Origin of the sequence: Actinomadura sp. WAC 06369, assembly GCF_003947565.1 — a bacterium.
Lineage (GTDB): Bacteria > Actinomycetota > Actinomycetes > Streptosporangiales > Streptosporangiaceae > Spirillospora > Spirillospora rifamycini.
Window position 1 is genome coordinate 19646 of sequence record NZ_QHJN01000013.1, and the last position, 17234, is coordinate 36879.

Consider the following 17234-nt stretch of genomic DNA (forward strand, 5'->3'; position numbering starts at 1 on the left):
GCCGTCCGCTCAGCGCGTCCAGTCGCGGGGGCGGCGCGGCGCCCGGACGGCGCGCCGGAGCAGGACGGCCGCGGCGGCGAGCACGCACCCCGCGGGCACCCAGCCGACCGGGGTGCCGGTGACGGCGAACTTGACGAAGACGAGCGCCGCCGTGCCGAGCGCGGCGAGGGCGGTCGCCCACCAGACCCGCCGGTCGCGCCGGACGAGCCGGGCCAGCACCAGCGCGGTCACCGCGGTGAGCCCGAGCGCCCGCATCAGGGCGGGCAGCGTCAGGGCGTGGTCGCCGGGCGCACCCCAGACCAGGGCGGTCACGGCGAGCATGGCGCCGAGCGCGGCGGCGAGGGCGAGCAGGGCGCGGACCGGGCTCAACACGTCCCCTCGATGAGGCACGGCGGCAGGCTGAACGTGGGGACCGGCGGGGTGAACGAGAACACCGGCCCGGGCCACCGGGAGGGCGCCGCGGGCGCGGGCGGGACGGACGGCACCGGGGCGGACGCCGCCGGGGTCGGGCGGGGCGCGCTCGGCGGCACCGCCTCCGGGCCCGTCCCGCAGCCGCGCACCTGGCTGAGCGGCAGCGCCACGCACAGCGCCGCGATGCCGAGCGCGGCGGGCCGGTGCCAGCGCGGCGGCTCGCGCTCGGCGGCGTCCAGGACGTCCGGGGAGGCGAGCAGCTCCTCGGCCCGGTCCGCGCGGAGCCGCCGGGCCGGGTCCTTCTCCAGCAGCCCCATGACGACGCCGGCGAGCCCGGGCGGGCCGGGCGGCGGGTCCGGCCGGTCGGTGAGGACGGCGCCGAACGAGGCCATCGCGCTCTCCCGCCGGAACGGCGCCCGGCCGGTCAGCGCGGCGTACAGGGTGACGCCGAGGGAGAACAGGTCGGAGGCGGGCGCGGCGCGGCCGTGCCCGCGCATGCGCTCGGGCGCGACGTAGCCGGGCGTGCCGATGGGCAGGCCGGTGCGGGTCAGCCGCTCCGCGTCGTCCGTGCCGGCGATACCGAAGTCGGCCAGCACGACCCGTCCGTCATCGCACAGGAACACGTTCGCGGGCTTGACGTCGCGGTGCACCACGCCCTGTGCGTGGGCGGCGCGGAGGGCCCGCAGGACCGCCAGGGACACCTCCCGGACGCGCTCGGGCGGCAGCGGGCCGCGGTCGCGGATCTCCCGGTCGAGGGCCCGGCCGGACAGCAGCTCCATCACGATCCACGGTCGGCCGTCCTCGGTCAGGACGTCGTGGACGCGGACGATCCCGGGGTGCCGCAGCCGCGCCGCCGCGCGCGCCTCGCGCACCGCGCGCTCGACGAGCCGGCGGCGCCGGGCGTCGTCCGCGCCGTCCGGCAGCAGCAGCTCCTTCACCGCGACGTCGCGGCGCATCGTCTCGTCGCGGGCCCGCCAGACCGCGCCCATGCCGCCCCGGCCGAGTTCGGCGGTGAGCCGGTAGCGGCCGCGCAGCAGCGTCATCGCCGCCTCCGCAGCTCGGCGAGCACCGCGCGGGCGGCGTCCTCGGCCGCGCGCCGGGCGTCCGGCGCCCCGGCCCCGCCCCGGTGCAGGACGCCGACCACCAGGTTGGCGTCCCGCATGATGACCTCCGCCTCGTCCACCTCGTCCGCCCCGCCCGTGCCGGCCGCGCGCACCTCGCGGACGAACGCGTCGTCGGCGAGGCCGCCGAGGGGGCGGGGGCGGCGGGCGCGGTACCGGTCGGTGACGAGGGACGGCCGGTCCGCGTCGGCCTCCGTGATGTCGAACGGGTAGCGCTCGTCCTCCTCGACGTTGTGGACGCTCAGGAAGCGCAGCCACCGGTGCGCCTCCCGGACGGACGCGTGCCGCGGCCCGACCGGGCGGCCGTAGGCGCCGACGTAGCCCTCGAACCAGCGCAGGACGACGTCGCCGCCGTCGCATTCGCGCAGGTCCTCGTTGTCGAGGGCGGGCTGGGCCGCCGCGAAGCGCAGCGCCCCGGCCTGCATCGGGCACGGCCGGAAGCCGGGCGGGTAGCGCGCCTCGCCGCGCGGCCCGGTGACGTACGCGGGCAGCAGGAAGACCGCCGCGGGCACGGCGACGGCCGCCAGCCACGACACCTCCAGGACGGGGGCGCCGCGCCCCGGGCGCCGCTTCCGGCCGGCGGCGACCGCGCGCAGCGCCGCCGCGGCCCGCTCGGCGTCCGGCCGGGCGGCCGGGTCCTTGCGCAGCAGCCCGGCGAGCAGCGGCCGCAGCGGGCCCGCGCGGCGCGGGCGCGGCGGCGGCTCGGTGAGGGTGGCCGCGACCGTGGCGGCGTCCGACGGACGGCCGAACGCGGACCGGCCCTCGACCGCCGTGTACAGGGTCGCGCCGAGCGAGAACAGGTCGGAGCGCCCGTCGGCGCCGCGGCCGTCCAGCCGTTCGGGGGCGATGTAGCCGGGCGAGCCGACGACGGTCCCGGTGCGGGTGAGCGCCGGGTCCCCGTCGAGGTCGGCGATCCCGAAGTCGGTCAGCACGACGCGCCCGTCGTCGCCGAGGAGCACGTTGCCGGGCGTCACGTCCCGGTGCAGGACGCCCGCGCGGTGGGCCGCCAGCAGCGCGTCGAGGACGGCCGCGCCGATCCGCGCGGCCTCGCGCGGCGGGACCGGCAGCGCCTCCCGCAGCGACCGGCCCGCCACCGCCTCCATGACGATCCAGGGCCGGTCGTCCTCGAGGAACACGTCGTGGACGGTGATGATCGACGGGTGGTCGAGCCTCCCGGCGGCGCGGGCCTCCCGGACGGCCCGGCGGCACAGCCGGCCGCGCTCGCGGGCGTCGAGGCCGGCGGGGAGAAGGACCTCCTTGACGGCGACGCGCCTGCGCAGCAGCGTGTCGTCGGCCTCCCAGACCCGGCCCATGCCGCCGCGGCCGAGCTCGCGCACGAGCCGGTACCGCCCCGCGACCACGGTCATGGACCGCATGATCCCCGCCCGCCCGTCCGCTGTAAACGGTGTTCGCGGCCGACCCGGTTTTGCATGTTCATGCAGTGTCGTGCATACTTGTGCTCATGTCCAAGGTGCTCACCTCTCTGCCTGTCGGCGAACGTGTCGGAATCGCCTTCTCCGGCGGCCTCGACACCTCGGTCGCGGTCGCGTGGATGCGCGAGAAGGGTGCCGTGCCGTGCACCTACACCGCCGACATCGGCCAGTACGACGAACCCGACATCGGGTCCGTGCCGGGACGGGCGTCCGACTACGGCGCGGAGGTCGCGCGGCTGGTCGACTGCCGCGCCGCGCTCGTCGAGGAGGGCCTCGCCGCGCTCGCCTGCGGCGCCTTCCACATCCGCTCCGGCGGGCGCGCGTACTTCAACACGACCCCGCTCGGCCGCGCCGTCACGGGGACGCTGCTGGTGCGCGCGATGCTCGAGGACGACGTCCAGATCTGGGGCGACGGGTCCACCTTCAAGGGCAACGACATCGAGCGGTTCTACCGGTACGGGCTGCTCGCGAACCCCGCGCTGCGCATCTACAAGCCGTGGCTGGACGCCGACTTCGTGAGCGAGCTCGGGGGCCGCACGGAGATGTCGGAGTGGCTCCAGGCGCGCGACCTGCCCTACCGGGACAGCACCGAGAAGGCGTACTCGACGGACGCCAACATCTGGGGCGCGACGCACGAGGCGAAGGCGCTCGAGCACCTCGACGCGGGCATCGAGATCGTCGACCCGATCATGGGCGTCCGGTTCTGGGACCCCGCGGTCGAGATCGCGGCCGAGGACGTCACGGTCGGCTTCGAGCTCGGCCGTCCGGTCACGATCAACGGCAAGGAGTTCGCCTCCCCGGTGGACCTCGTGCTGGAGGCCAACGCGATCGGCGGCCGGCACGGCATGGGCATGTCGGACCAGATCGAGAACCGGGTCATCGAGGCCAAGAGCCGCGGCATCTACGAGGCGCCCGGGATGGCGCTGCTGCACGCGGCCTACGAGCGGCTCGTCAACGCGATCCACAACGAGGACACGCTCGCCGCGTACCACAACGAGGGCCGCCGCCTCGGCCGGCTCATGTACGAGGGCCGCTGGCTCGACCCGCAGGCGCTCATGCTGCGCGAGTCGCTGCAGCGCTGGGTCGGCACCGCGGTCACCGGCGAGGTGACGCTGCGGCTGCGGCGCGGCGAGGACTACTCGATCCTCGACACGTCCGGCCCGGCGTTCAGCTACCACCCGGACAAGCTGTCGATGGAACGTACCGAGGACTCGGCGTTCGGCCCCGTCGACCGCATCGGCCAGCTCACCATGCGCAACCTGGACATCGCCGACTCCCGCGCCCGGCTGGAGCAGTACGCCGGGATCGGCATCGTCGGCAGCTCGCAGCCGACGCTCGTCGGCGCCGCGCAGGCGGCCTCGACCGGGCTGATCGGCGCGATGCCCGCGGGCGGCGCCGAGGCGATCGCCTCCCGCGGCGAGGTCGACGGCGAGGAACTGCTCGACCGCGCCGCGATGGAGTCCGGCACCGACTAGCGCCAGGGATCGAGGGCGTGCTTGCCGCGGGTAGTGCCGGCTTCGAGTTGCCGTAGCACCTTCGGCCCTTCGACCAAGGGGTGAACCTGAGGAGTGCCCGGCGGGTAGACACCGTCGGCGACGAGCGCCTCGATCTCGGTGAGCAGCGACCGGTAGACGGACGGGGCCTCTCTCGCGAGCGCACCGATGTGCAGGCCCTTGATCGCCGCATGGTGGGTGAAGACCAGGTCGTGCGTGGTGACGGCGGCATCGCCCGAGGCGGCGCCGAAGACGACGATGCGGCCGGTGAAGGGTTTGGCGACCGCCAGGCTGGCGGCGAACGTGGCCTTGCCCACCGATTCCAGGACCAGGTCGACCCCGGCCCCGCCGGTCAGCCGGGTGATCTCGGCGACCAGTCCGGGATGGCGGCCGTCCAGGACCTCGTCGGCACCGAGCGCTTCGACGGCGGCGTGCTTGGCCGGGGAGGCCGTGGCGATCACGCGGGCGCCGTAGTGGCGGGCGAGGCGGACCGCGGCCTGTCCCACGCCTCCGGCCGCGGCATGGACGAGCACCGCATCGCCGGTCTCGATCCCACCCAGCGGCTTGAGCGCCGCCAGCGCGGTGGTCCAGTTCAGCACCATTCCGAGCGCTTCGGCGTCGCTCCAGCCGGTCGGCACGGGCAGGACACCGGCGGCCGGCATCGTCATGTACTGCGCGAAGGAGCCCGGACCGGTTCCGATGACGTGGGTGCCGAGCGGCAGTGGACTCTCGACGTCCGCGCCGATCCCCACGATCTCGCCGGCGGCCTCGAAGCCCGCCACGTAGGGTGCCCGCGGCCCTCCGGCGTACGTTCCATGGGTCTGCATGACATCGGCGAAGTTGACCCCGGCGGCGCCGACGCGGATCAGGTAGTCGCCGGGCCCCGGGGTGGGACGACGGTGACCAGTGGCGACGGCCAGGTCCTTCGGTCCCCGGTGCGAGTGCTGGATCAGTGCTCGTATCGTCTGGTCAGCGGTCCGCCGCGGCTTGTTGGTCTCCATGCACCAGAACGTAGGAACCTGACACTTGCGTCAAGGTCAAGCAGTTCTCAGCGATCGGTGCGGCGGGCCTCCCGAAGGTAGGCGTCCAGGGCCGTCTGCTGATCGTTGAGAATGGCGATGCGTGCAGCGAGCCGATCGCGATAGCTCTGCACCTCGTGCAGAAACTCCGCGCACACCGCCTCGGTCCCGGCATCGGTTCCGTCGGTGAGGCCAGGCAGGATTTCCCTGATCAACCGCACCGGCAGCCCGGACTCCAGCAAGGAGCGGATGACGAGCACCCGGTCGATCGTGGACTGGCAGTAGTCGCGGAACCCGTTGCCGAAGCGGCCCGGGACGATCAGGCCCTCATCCTCGTAGTGCCGCAAGGATCGTGCACTCACACCGCTGACCCGGGCGGCTTCGCCGATCTTCACATCTGAAGGCAACGTCCGAGATCACCGAGATCTTCCAGCACCGAGCGTGCCGCGGCGATGTGAAAACCTGCTCACGCGCCGACAACGTCATGTTCCGCACCGGCTAGCTCCAAAACTGCCGGATGTGGCCGTTTGGCTCTGCCGGAGGGCCGCGTCCAGTGGTCGGCGGCTAGCCTTGGAACATGCCTCTCCCGGCCTGGTTGTCCATCGGACCTCCCGCTGTTGGTAAGGCTCTCGATGAGTTGAGCCGGCAGTCCACCCTGGGCTCGAGCAGGTTCATACCTCGAAACTTTCTGCTGGAGGAGCGGCCGTCCGATCCGAGGACCGCGCGGTACCTCGAGGCCGCCTCGCAGCACATCGACGGAACCGCTCCGGTGGAGACGCTGGATCAGATCACGGCCTTTCACAACGAGTACGTGGTCAACTTCCTCCAGCAGGGGACGCGCGCCGATTTTTTCAGCCAGGAGGCGGACGAGTGTCCCGAGACATTTCGGGACCATGCGGTAGAACCGGGGTCCGGGTTCTCGAACCACAGCATCGAGCTCGGCACCGTGGAGTTGCAAGACCCGATCGCCTGGCAGTCCACCGAGCCTCTGGAGAGGGTGCGCGCGCTGATCTCCAGCGTTGCCAACGGACGACGGTCCGGACTTGTCGCGAAAAATGTCCAAAAAGACCTCGACTACCTACTGCAGAGCTGGCAGCAGACCGCGCACAACGGGCCGATGCGAGCTTTCTTGTGGGAGGATCTGGAACCGGTCCTGACGAGGCTGGACGGCGGTTGGCCCGATGAGGTCCGGGACAGGCTGGGCATGGTCGACCTCGATCCGACATTGCTCTATCCGGGGGCGGGAATCGATATCTGCGTCTTCAGGTACTCGATCAAACGGGTGCCGAAAGAGGATTCGGGGAATCGCCTCGCGCTGCGTCCGACCGTCTTCGACGACCGTCTCGCCGAGAACTTCTGCACGTCACAGCCGGCCCTGGGTTTCGGGCATTCGGTCGACCTCACGAAAAGTGAGAAGCTGGTGCGCGAGGTCGTCCATCCGGCGATCAAACTCCGTGCGGACGAGCTCTGGGCCGCGGGCACCGTGCGGGCACAGCCCGACGCGGACCTGACGGAGGCCAGGACCTATCACCTCCTGAAGCTGAGCCAGTTCTGCGATGCGAACTTCCAGGCGGCTTTCGAAGCGACGGACGAGGACCTCTTCCGGTGACCAGCAGAGTGGATGTTCTGAGCAGCAGGATCGAGGAGGTCTTCACCAGCGGCGTCCCCCCGTGGCTTCTGTTCTTCACCAGGGACCCCCAGGCCGCCCTCGACGCCCTTTTCAAGATGACCTATTACCACGGTCGTCTGAACACGATGGACCCCGACCTGCTGCTGATCAACTGGGCGTCCGCCGTCAAGGCCCCCGAGTTCCACGCGGAACTCGATCGGGCGCTGTCGGACTGGATCACCGCCGAGTGGGAGCACCGGGGCCCGACGACAGGGGTGACCGACGCGACCTGGCAGTACGCGCTGCGCACGATCGCCAGCCTGGAACAGGCGCCGGTGGCCACCCTCGCCGCCTTGAGGTCGCGATTCGAGGAGGCGCCGGGCCGGATCGGGATGATGACCCGGAACAGGGCCCATGACCCCATCGGTTGGTACTGGGCCGCGCTGTCCCGTGCGCAGACCGATGACTGGCTGGTTCCCCACTGGTTTCGCCTGTGCAACCTGGTTCCCGGTACGCCGCTGTTCCACGGAAGGTGGGGGCTGCTGGGATTGCGGCGCGCACCGAACCCGAGCGGTGACGGCCCCCCGGCCATCGCCGTATCGGGTCTGCGAGAGTTCCTTTCGGCGCTCAACGCTCAGGTCGAGCAGCACCACATCCGGGCGGGCGGGGCGCGGATGCTGGCGATCACCGAATGCCAGGCCGTACTGCGCGCCAACCCCACCAACGCATGGCGGCGGGAGATGTGGGCCCATCTCGCTGACCTCACCGCTCCGGCCGCGGACTGGCTGCCCTCCGTCTTGGGTCCCCGCCCCGCACACATCGCACGAACGCCGAACCGGGTGGTGCCCAGAGCCGACTGGGCGGCGCGAGCCAAAGACATAAGCGGCCAACTGGCGACCCAAGGAAGTCGAGCGCTTCAACCGGCTCTCCGCCTGCTCGACGAGCAGCGCGAATATAATGCCAAAACAGGAGCGACGTACAACTTGGTGCGTTCCCTTTGTGTGTTCAGTCATACGATCGTCACCAGGCAGCCCGGGCAGGCGATGCTCGCGGTCCGATGGGCTGATGAGGCTCGCGCCCTCGAGCCATGGAATGCATACACCTGGACGATCTCCTCCCGTGCCCGGGTCGCTGCCGGTGATGACGATATGGCGATTTCGATCGCCTACGAGTCGCTCGATCGCTTTCCGGAAGATGTCATCGTTCGCTGCAGCTTGGCCGAGGTGCTCAAAGCCGCGGGCCGTCTCGATGAGTCCGAGTCGGTCTACCGGGAAACGCAGGCGCGCTTTCCGGGCGAGCCTAATGTCCGCAATGGCCTGGCTGAAGCACTGAAAGCCGCGGGCCGTCTCGATGAGGCCGAGTCGGTCTACCGGGAAACGCTGACGCGCTTTCCGGACGAAATCAAGGCCCGCAACGGCCTGGCCGAGGTGCTCAAAGCGGTGCACCGCCTCGATGAGGCTGAGGCGATGTATCGGGAAACCGTCGCCCGCTTCCCGAGGAATGAGTTCGCCCTCAACGGTCTGGCCGGTGTGCTCAAGGAGGCGCACCGGTTGGAAGAGGCCGAGACGGTCTATCGTCAGAGTGTCAGCCTTTTCCCGGATAACAGCACCGCTCGGAATGGCCTGGCCGAGGTGCTCAAAGCGGTGCACCGCCTCGATGAGGCTGAGGCGATGTATCGGGAAACCGTCGCCCGCTTCCCGAGGAATGAGTTCGCTCGTAACGGTCTGGCCGGTGTGCTCAAGGCGGCGAACCGGTTGGAAGAGGCCGAGGCGGTCTATCGGGAGAGCCTCAGCATTTTTCCGGGGAACAACACCGTTCGTAACGGTCTGGCCGGTGTGCTCAAGGCGGCGAACCGGCTGGAAGAGGCCGAGGCGATGTATCGGGAGAGCCTCACCCGCCATCGCGGGGATGCGTTCGCTCGTAGCGGTCTGGCGGGGGTTCTCAAGGCCACCGGACGATCGGCTGAGGCGGCGACGGTGTACCGAGAGCAAGACGACGTCTCTTCACCATCCGAGCCGGACGTTGGATCAGGGTCTACCGAGCCCGAGCCCGAGCCCGAGCCAACGGCGGACAGGATGGCGGAAGAGGACGCGACCGCGCTTCCCCCCAAGCCTGCCGAACCGTCGCTGCGCACCCTGATCAGGAGAGCCGTCAATCTCCGGGGCGAGGAGCGCCGACGACGGCTGGAGGAAGTGCTCCGGGTCGTCGAGGCCAGACTGGCCGGTTCGCCCACGGACGGCGCGGCCCTGTACGCGAAGCTCGAAGCTCTGCTCGCGCTGGAACGCGTTGATGAAGTGGAATCCTTGCTCGCCGTCCTTCCTCCCTACCTTTCGAGGCGTCCGGAGTTCCTCGCCATGAAGGGACGGGCGGCGCTGGCGAGGCTGAATGCGCAGGAGCCCACCGTGTTCTCCGACTCGGTGGTCGACTCGGTCGTCGAGCCGTGGGAGGCGGCAAGTCGTATCGCCAGGGAGTTGCGTCACGTTCCGGCTCTGCAGAAGCTGCGGGTCGGGACGGCCATGTTCGACGGAGCCGATCTCAAGCAGTTCCGTGACGCGGCCACCCAGGATTTGAGCGCGACGATGCTCTACGGGCAGAAAAGCGCCCCGAGCAAGAACCCGTCGCGTCAGGACACGCTGGCGTCATGGTCGTTGGACTGCATCCGCAACGCTCTGGATTACGATTCGGCGGCGGGCACCGACCAGTCTTTCGAGGAGTTGGCCGGTCTGTTGAAGGAGCGGTCGGACTTCTTCGACTCGCTGGAGGACGAACTGGTCAGCGCGGTTCGCCATCTCTTCGCCCCGCGGTGATCTGCGGGGGCGCCGTCCAGGGGGCGCTGGTGCCTCCTCCGGGGGCGATGCCATATCTGCGCAGTCGCTCGGCTTCGGTTCGGCGGCCCGTGTCCGACAGCAGCTGCTCCAGATCGGTCATGGCGTTCGGTACACCGCACTCGATCGCTCGGCGCAGCGAGCGCTCGCACTCGTCCCTTCGTCCGGGGAGGCCCAGCAGTTCCCGTACCGCGAGGATGCTTCCCTGTTCTGCGGAGTGCTCCAGCCATGAGCGGGCCTCGCCCGTCCGGCCGGAGCGGACGAATCGCTGCACGCGTTCGCGCAGGGAGTCGGCGTCGCCCGCTTCCGCGGCGCGACGGAGCCAGTCGTCGATGACCTCGGCCCGCGTCGCGCGCAGGGCCAGCATGCGCATCGCGGCCGGACGTCCGGACTCCGCGAGGCGGCGGAGGCAGTCATCGGCTTCGTCCCGCCGCCCGGCTCGATCGAGGCGCATCACCAGCAGCGTCAGGCTGTGGTCGTCCCCCGCGGCCATCCCGCGGTAAAGCAAGGCTTCGGCCTCGCCCTCGCGGGCGGTGTCATCCAGCAGGGCGACAAGGCGCAGGACGGCCAAGGCGTTGCCCATGGCGGCCCGAGCGGCCAAGTAGTCTTCGAGTTCGGTGATGCGCTCTTCTCGCCTGAGGGCGTCCGCCAGGGGGAGGCTCGTCTCGGCGCCGCCGACGTCACACGCCAGCTCCAGCGCCTCGTCAGTGCGGCCCGCTCTGACCAGGCGATCGATCAGCACGGGCGACGCCTTGCCGTCCAGCGACGCGCGCAGATGGCGGTCGGCCTCATCGCCGCGGCCGGACCGATCGAGGAGCAGGACGAGGTGTTCGAGGGCGGGACGGTCGCCCGATCTGGCGCCGATCTTGAGCCATCTCTCGACGCCGGGCTCGTCCTTGTCTTCATGCAGGATCTGGATGAGCCTGTGCCGTGCTTCGTGATCGCCGCTCCGGGCGCCCTCCAGCCAGAGTTCTTTGAGCAGGGCGAAGTCGCCGGCCTCGGCGTACTGCGCGGCCGCGTGGACGCGAGCGGTGGCGTCGCCGGCCGCGGCCGCCCGGCGCCAGACGCCGTCGGCTTCGTCGCTCTCCCCGCGCCGGGCGAGCCATTCCGCGTAGCAGCGCAGTACCCGGGGGTCGCCCGCGTCGGCCGAGGCCGCGAGCATCTCGCCCGCCTCGTCCGCGAAACCCGCTCGTTCCAGCCACGGAGCGAGCAGGACCGTGGCGGCGTCGCGGCCTTCGGCGGCGAGCGGAGCCGCGAGGTGCGCCGCGTGGCGGTGAAGTCCGCGCCGGTGAGCCTCGCGCGCGATCCGGAGGGCGTCCTCCGCCGGGAGGGTGTGTTGCAGGAGCCGGTCCCATACCCCGGGAGGGACGACGGCTCCCTGGCGGCTCGATCTTCCGTACTGCTCCACGGACGTGTGCAGGACGTAGCCGTCGTGGGGCGTGCCGGGGAGCCGTTCGAGTGGGCTGACGCCGTGGACCGGGCGCAGCGCCGCCAGCAGACCCTGCCGGAACCAGTCGGCGTGCGGCTTCGCCGCGGCGTACTCCTCGGCGGCGGCGGCCAGCAGGTCTTCGCGGAGGGGCGACGCCACCCCGAGGCGCCGGAGATCGATCGCGGTCGTGATGACGGTCTGCTCGTACGTTCCGGAGGGGCCGACCGGTGACGTGTAGCGCTCGATGAGCGCCGTCATCCCGGTGAGCGCCTGGACGATCCCGCCCGCGGCGCCCGCGCTCGTGCAGGCGAGGGTCAGCCGGGGATCGTCCAGGTCGGGCCTGCACCACGCGTCGCGTTCGGACACCGGGACCGTGCTCGGCACGGTGAGCACATGCGCGCTTCGCAGGAGGGCGCGGAGATGGACGTGCTCTTCCGGTGCTTCCTCGGTCCATGCCTTGAGGTCTTCCGGGGAGGCGGTGCCGACGATCGTGACCGGCGTGGCATTCGCCTCGGTCAGCAGGCGCCGCAGCAGAGACGCCACCTCCTCGTTGCCGCCGAGGTACAGCTCCAATCGGTCCAGCCAGAGGACGGTCTCCGGTGCGATGTCCCGCGCGTCGATCGTCTCGATGAGGTGGGCCGCGTCGACGGGGTGCACCAGCGTCCAGTCGGACAGGTGGTTCCGTGCCGCCTCCAGAGCGGCGCGGGTCTTGCCCGTCGCCGGGTCCCCGACCATAACGATCATGACTCCGCGGTTCTGCCGCAGGACATCGCGCAGGAGTCCGTCGTGGTGACGCTCGATGTAAGAGGTCAGCGGGGGGACGGGCGGACCGACCACCGTGATCGGGCGATGGACGCCGAGTTGGAAGGGGTCGCAATCGGCTGGTCGGGCCCCTTGCGCCGACGCCGAAGAATTCTGCGACGCGTCGAGAAAGGTGAGGAACCGTTCGCGGTAAGCCGCCCTGGTCGGATCGTTCGCGGCCTCTTCGACGAGCCGGCGGAGCTTCCTCTGCCCGGCGGCCTCGCCCAGGATGAAGAACCAGCCGTTTTTCATCCCCTCTGTCCAGGAGAGACCGGAGGGGTCCATCCCTGCGCCGGAGATGAGGATCTTTGAATCCGTCACCTCCGAATACGCTTCGGTCAGCGTCGACCAGAGGTCTTTGGCTTCCTTGGTGTCGAGATGAAAAGAGCGCCGGTCAAGCAAGCCCATGGCCGATACAATACCCCGCACGGGTGTGTTCCGGCAGAGCGGAGAAAGATCACTCCGATGACTTACCTTGATGACGTACCTCAGGACTGGACGCGGCCCGAGTATTCCGCTCTGCGGGATGTTCTCGTCCATGCGTACCCGCGGCGCGCGGATGCCGCCGCTCTGGCGGAGGCGGCCGGTCTCGTTCCCGGAACATTTCCCGAGCGCGACGACATGCGGGCGACGTGGACGGCGCTGATCCGCGTGCTCGGCGACCAGGGCAGGCTCGCGGCCCTGGTGGAGAACGCCATGCGGGATCCGGCGAGGGCCGCCTACAAGGAGCGGCTGGGCGAACTGCTTTCCGGTGCCCCGGTGCTTGCTCCACCCCAAAAGGCGTCCGGCGACGGCGACTGGTGGCGCGGCGCCGACCGGACGGCCGGAGCCGAGGCCCGGCTGCGCCGCGAGCGCCTGATGCATCCGCGCAGCCGGCTGATGGAGGTCGAACTCGCGGCGGAAGTGGTGAGCGCGGCGCGGAGCGTCGCGAGGCTGTCGCTGCGGTTCGGTGACGAGCGCGGGCACGGAACCGGGTTCCTGATCGCCGCCGGCCTGCTGCTCACCAATTTCCATAACGTGGTTCACGAGAAATTCGGGCCGGCGACGTCGGTCGTCGCGGAGTTCGACCACGATCAAGGGAAGCACGAGACGCCCTTGGTGCGCCGGGTGAACGTGGAACCGTGCCTTTCCAGTCCGGACGGCGATTGGGCGGTCCTGATGCTGGAGTCGCCGGTCGATCGCGTGCCGTTGAGACTCGGGACGCCGTTCGACATCGGCGTGGACGACCTCGTCGTCATCATCCAGCACCCGCACGGAGCGTTCAAGCAGTTCGCTCTCGAGCCCTTGGCGATCCGTTACGTGGACGAACTCAGAATCCAGTACGTGGCGGACACCCAGCAGGGCTCCTCGGGTTCGCCGGTTTTCAACGAGAAGATGCACGTGATAGCGCTGCATCAGGCCGAGGCGCCCACCGCCGCGGTCGATGGTTCCGGAAGGCTCTGGTACAACCAGGGCCGCCGGATCGAGCCGATAATGCAAGAGCTGGCGAGCCGGAACATCCAGTTCGGCCCGGACGTCTAGGAGAATCGTGAGCAACCCCCACGGCTTGTGCGTCGACGTCTACCCGCCCGGCGAAAGCTACGTCCCCCCGGAAGCCGATGACGTGCAGGATCGCACGGTCGCTTCTCGCAATGAGCTCGCCGTCGCGAGGATGCGGAAATGGCAGGCGGGGCAGGAGTTGCGGATCGGCTTCCTCGATGGCGGTCCGGGAGTCCGGCGGAGGATCCAGCAGCATGCGGAGAAGTGGCTGGAGTTCGCTAACGTGAAATTCAGCTTCGGCAACTTCGCCAGGGCGGAGATTCGTATCTCCTGCCAAGGGAACGGCTACTGGTCGTACGTGGGCACGGACGCACTCCGGGTGCCTCCTGGCGAACCGACGATGGTGCTGGACGGCTTCGACGACGCGACCGACGAAAGCGAACTGCGGCGCGTGGTGCTGCACGAGTTCGGCCATGCCCTCGGCTGCGTGCACGAGCAGGCCAGTCCCGCGGTGCAGATCCCGTGGGACGTCGACAAGGTCTACGAGCACTACCGGCGCTGGCAGGGCTGGGACCGATCGACGACCTTCGCGAACGTGCTCCGCCGGTATTCCGGCGGCGACGTCGAGCACAGTTCGTACGACCCCGACTCGATCATGCAGTACCCGGTTCCGGCCGAGCTGACGCTCGGCGGTTTCAGCATCGGCTGGAACCGGGACCTGTCCGCCGGTGACCGCGCGTTCATCGCCGAGATGTATCCCGGCCGCGCCCCGCAGGGGACCCCTCCGGTCGCCTAGAAGGCGAGGGGGGTGCTCAGCCGGAGGTCGTCGAGGGAGCGGCCGGTGTCGAGGCGGTACGCGCCGGGGACGCGCGCGACCAGCTCGTCCTGGCGGCCGGGGAGGCGCAGCGACGTGCGGTCGAAGCCCTCGCTCTCGACCTCGGCGGACGTGCCCACGACGACCACGGCGACGTCGGCGGCCGCGGCGGCGGCGACGGCCCGCTCCATCGGCTCGTCCGCCGGGGCGGTCGGCTCCCGGTGCGCGAGGGTGAAGCTCGCGGCGGGGAACGGGCCCCGCGGCCCGTCCAGCGTGTGGGTGCGCGCCCTGTGAGGGTTTCGGACACCCGGGGTTACTCGCCATAATCACTCCGGACCGGACCAGGCGGGGAGATCCAGATGAGTGCGGAGAAGTTGCTGAGGCCGGTGGTGGATCCGTCCCTGCCGCCCGGCGACCGGGACATGCTGGCGGAGAGCGCGGACGGGCTGACCGCGGCGGGCGACGAACCGCCGAAGTCCGGCGGGCGCACCTCCGCCGACCGGTGGTGGGCGCTCGGCGTCGCCACCGCGTGCGGGTTCGCGCCGGCCGCGACGCTGCCGTGGCTGCTCGGCGGGATCGGGGCGCTGCTCGGCGTCCTGGCGCAGGTCGGGACGGCGCTGCTGTGGTGGCGGTTCGGGTTCGGCGCGTTCCTCGGCGGCGGGACCGCCCTGCAGGTCGTGTCGTGGCTCGTGCTGTACGCGTGCTGCGGCGACGGCGAGCGGGAGCGGCTCGGCCGCGTCCACCACGGCCGGTACTTCCTGACCGACGACCTCGGCGGGGCCGTGCCGGACGTCGTGCGGGCGCAGCGCGCCGCCGAGACCGTCCTGGGGTCGGGCCTCCACAAGGCGGGACTGCTGGACGGCGACGGCGTCGACGTCCGGGCGATCGAGTGGGAGATCGCGGTCGGCTGCCGGGAGGTGACCGTGGAGAAGCGGGCGCTGCGCAGGCTCGCCAAGGAGAACCGGGGCGACGACGCCCTGCGGCTGGCGCTCAAACCGCGCTGGCGCGAAGTCAACGAGGCGCGCAATCGGATGAGGGAGCGGGTGGCGGCGCTGAACGCCTACGGGAGCACGGTCCAGGCCGCCGACCACGTCTACTGGGCGCTGCAGAAGGGCGCGGGCACCGACGAGCAGCTCCAGGAGCGGCTGGCGGAGGTCCGGGAGGCCGGGGCGGCGCTGGCCGCCGCCCCCGCGGGTGGGGAGGCGCGCAAGTGAGCGCGATGTCGCCCCGCGCGCAGCGGATCAGCAAGAACCTCCCCGAGTGGGTGGTCGTCGTGGGCGTGTGCCTCCTCCTGAGCCAGGGCATCGCGGCGATCGTGTGGGCGTCGAACACGATCGGCGACCCCAAGAAGGTCACGTATCTGGTGACCGGCGAGAGCTCCGACGCGATGCTGACCTACTACACGCCGGACACCATCGAGAGGGACACCGTCGCCGGGACGCTGCTGCCGTTCCGGATGGACTTCCAGGCGGACGGCGACGAGTACCTGCGGATCGCCGCGCGGAACGACGAGGACGGCACCCCCGGCGCGCTCACCTGCACGATCATGGTGGACGGCAGGATCGTCGAGCAGGACCGGGCGAGCGGGACGAGCGAGGCATCGTGCAGCGGCACGGCGAAGCGGCTGCGGCCGATCGCCGGCGCGAAGCTGCCGCCGCTGACCGGGGCGGTCGCCCCGGAGGTGCGGCGGCTGGAGAAGACGGTCGAGATGAAGCGCTACCCGGGGGCCGGGGCGCGGGTCGTCGGGCGGGTCACCGACCCCGAGGCGCGGCTGTCGTACGCGGAGCTGGGACGGCCGTGGGAGCCGTTCAGCACCGAGCCGTACGGTCCGTACACGGGGAGCCAGAAGTTCGAGACCGAGGCCGAGTGGCAGGCGATGCTCGGGTCGCGGGTCGTGGACGACGGCGTCATGGGCTCCTACAGCGGCCCGAACCGGCTGCGGGACGTCGCCGCGGCGATCCAGGACGCCCGCCAGTTCGACAACTTCCGCGACGGGACGACCGGGCGGGACGTCGCGTCCCAGCCGTTCGAGGTGAGCGGCCGTCCGGCGTGGGTGCTGGTGCGCGAGCTGCACTTCCGGCAGCCGGACCTGCGGGCGACGATGGACCTGTCGGTGGTCGTGGTCGTCGACACCGGCCAGGTGCGCCCGTCCAGCGTGTGGATCGACATCCCGAACACGCACCAGCGGTACTGGTCGGACGTCAACAAGATCGTCCGTTCGCTGCAGGTCGTGTCCTGACCCGTTCCCGGGGGTTCCGGGCGTCAGGCGCGGCCGGTCGCGCGCAGGAGGAGTTCGCGGAGCGTCCGCTGCTCCTCCTGCGTGAGCCGGGTGACCGGCGAGTTCTCCGTGAGCATCGCGAGCAGCCGCGCGCGGACGTCCGTCCCGCGCGGCGTCAGCGCGAGGATCTTGGCGCGGCGGTCGGTGGGGTGGGGGCGGCGCTCGACGAGCCCGAGCCGTTCCAGCCGGTCGACGATGAACGTCGCGTTGGACGGCTCGCAGCTCATCCGGTCGGCGAGGTCGCGCATGGTCATGGGGCCGGCCAGCTCGCGCAGCGCGGTCGCCTGCGGGGCGGTCAGGTCGAGGTTGACCGCGCGCTCGCGGACGTGCACTTCGAGCTGCGTCGCGAGGCCCTTGACCAGCCCGCAGATCTCCTGCTCGGCCACGGCGTGCGGTTCCGCGTGCGCTTCCACCCGGCCAGTGTACGCACCCGACAAAGGTTGCAGCTTTAATAGTTTCAGTTGTAACGTCCTGGCGTGCTGGGGCCGCGGCGTGCGGCCCCCCGATCACCGTGGAGGCATG

The 17234-nt window shown here is 70.9% G+C and carries 15 protein-coding genes; 7 read left to right on the forward strand and 8 right to left on the reverse strand.

Going from position 1 to position 17234, the window contains the following annotated elements:
- Positions 1-9 precede the first annotated feature (9 nt).
- The 3 genes from DMH08_RS05750 to DMH08_RS40880 are packed head-to-tail and all read right to left on the reverse strand — an operon-like array spanning position 10 to position 2899.
- Entirely contained in the window at positions 10-369 is a 360-nt protein-coding gene (locus DMH08_RS05750; protein WP_125612179.1) for a hypothetical protein, read from the reverse strand.
- Positions 366-1454 (reverse strand): serine/threonine-protein kinase, encoded by a 1089-nt coding sequence (locus DMH08_RS40875; RefSeq protein ID WP_199747635.1) that lies wholly within the window; start codon positions 1452-1454, stop codon positions 366-368. Before DMH08_RS40875 ends, DMH08_RS05750 begins: the two co-directional genes overlap by 4 nt.
- Complete coding sequence (locus DMH08_RS40880; RefSeq protein WP_199747636.1) at positions 1451-2899, reverse strand: serine/threonine-protein kinase; 1449 nt, start codon at positions 2897-2899, stop codon at positions 1451-1453. Before DMH08_RS40880 ends, DMH08_RS40875 begins: the two co-directional genes overlap by 4 nt.
- 95 nt (positions 2900-2994) lie before the next feature.
- On the opposite strand from DMH08_RS40880, the gene argG reads away from it, so the two are divergent.
- The gene (gene argG / locus DMH08_RS05765; RefSeq protein WP_026404725.1) at positions 2995-4440 is read left to right on the forward strand and encodes an argininosuccinate synthase; all 1446 of its coding nucleotides are present in this window, start codon (positions 2995-2997) and stop codon (positions 4438-4440) included.
- Here the strand turns inward: argG and DMH08_RS05770 are convergent.
- Together DMH08_RS05770 and DMH08_RS05775 are read right to left on the reverse strand one after the other, a co-directional pair.
- Entirely contained in the window at positions 4437-5459 is a 1023-nt protein-coding gene (locus DMH08_RS05770) for a zinc-binding dehydrogenase (RefSeq protein ID WP_125612181.1), read from the reverse strand. The genes argG and DMH08_RS05770 overlap by 4 nt on opposite strands.
- A 47-nt stretch (positions 5460-5506) precedes the next feature.
- A complete protein-coding gene (locus DMH08_RS05775) occupies positions 5507-5872 on the reverse strand; it encodes a MerR family transcriptional regulator (protein WP_026404727.1) in 366 nt (121 codons plus the stop codon).
- Positions 5873-6246: 374 nt separating this feature from the next.
- On the opposite strand from DMH08_RS05775, the gene DMH08_RS05780 reads away from it, so the two are divergent.
- Together DMH08_RS05780 and DMH08_RS05785 are read left to right on the forward strand one after the other, a co-directional pair.
- Positions 6247-7086 (forward strand): hypothetical protein, encoded by an 840-nt coding sequence (locus DMH08_RS05780; RefSeq protein WP_125612183.1) that lies wholly within the window; start codon positions 6247-6249, stop codon positions 7084-7086.
- Positions 7083-9893: a tetratricopeptide repeat protein gene (locus tag DMH08_RS05785; protein WP_125612185.1), complete on the forward strand. Its 2811-nt coding sequence runs from the start codon at positions 7083-7085 to the stop codon at positions 9891-9893. Before DMH08_RS05780 ends, DMH08_RS05785 begins: the two co-directional genes overlap by 4 nt.
- Here DMH08_RS05785 and DMH08_RS05790 read toward each other — a convergent pair.
- Positions 9859-12549, reverse strand: coding sequence for a hypothetical protein (locus DMH08_RS05790; RefSeq protein ID WP_125612187.1), 2691 nt, complete (start codon positions 12547-12549; stop codon positions 9859-9861). The two genes, DMH08_RS05785 and DMH08_RS05790, sit on opposite strands and share 35 nt — an antisense overlap.
- Positions 12550-12606: 57 nt before the next feature.
- Between DMH08_RS05790 and DMH08_RS05795 the strand changes: the two genes are divergently transcribed.
- Both DMH08_RS05795 and DMH08_RS05800 read left to right on the forward strand, forming a co-directional pair.
- Positions 12607-13662, forward strand: a complete 1056-nt coding sequence (locus DMH08_RS05795) for a trypsin-like peptidase domain-containing protein (RefSeq protein WP_158642256.1) — start codon at positions 12607-12609, stop codon at positions 13660-13662.
- A gap of 7 nt (positions 13663-13669) precedes the next feature.
- Complete coding sequence (locus tag DMH08_RS05800) at positions 13670-14416, forward strand: Tolloid-like protein 1 (RefSeq protein ID WP_125612191.1); 747 nt, start codon at positions 13670-13672, stop codon at positions 14414-14416.
- On the opposite strand, the gene DMH08_RS42760 is transcribed toward DMH08_RS05800, so the two are convergent.
- Positions 14413-14706, reverse strand: coding sequence for a glycoside hydrolase family 3 C-terminal domain-containing protein (locus DMH08_RS42760; RefSeq protein WP_442778629.1), 294 nt, complete (start codon positions 14704-14706; stop codon positions 14413-14415). The genes DMH08_RS05800 and DMH08_RS42760 overlap by 4 nt on opposite strands.
- A gap of 87 nt (positions 14707-14793) precedes the next feature.
- On the opposite strand from DMH08_RS42760, the gene DMH08_RS05810 reads away from it, so the two are divergent.
- Positions 14794-15648: a hypothetical protein gene (locus tag DMH08_RS05810; RefSeq protein WP_125612193.1), complete on the forward strand. Its 855-nt coding sequence runs from the start codon at positions 14794-14796 to the stop codon at positions 15646-15648.
- Positions 15645-16673, forward strand: a complete 1029-nt coding sequence (locus DMH08_RS05815) for a hypothetical protein (RefSeq protein WP_026404890.1) — start codon at positions 15645-15647, stop codon at positions 16671-16673. Before DMH08_RS05810 ends, DMH08_RS05815 begins: the two co-directional genes overlap by 4 nt.
- A 23-nt stretch (positions 16674-16696) precedes the next feature.
- Here DMH08_RS05815 and DMH08_RS05820 read toward each other — a convergent pair whose 3' ends face one another.
- Positions 16697-17125, reverse strand: a complete 429-nt coding sequence (locus DMH08_RS05820; RefSeq protein ID WP_125612195.1) for a MarR family winged helix-turn-helix transcriptional regulator — start codon at positions 17123-17125, stop codon at positions 16697-16699.
- Between the last annotated feature and the right edge of the window lie 109 nt (positions 17126-17234).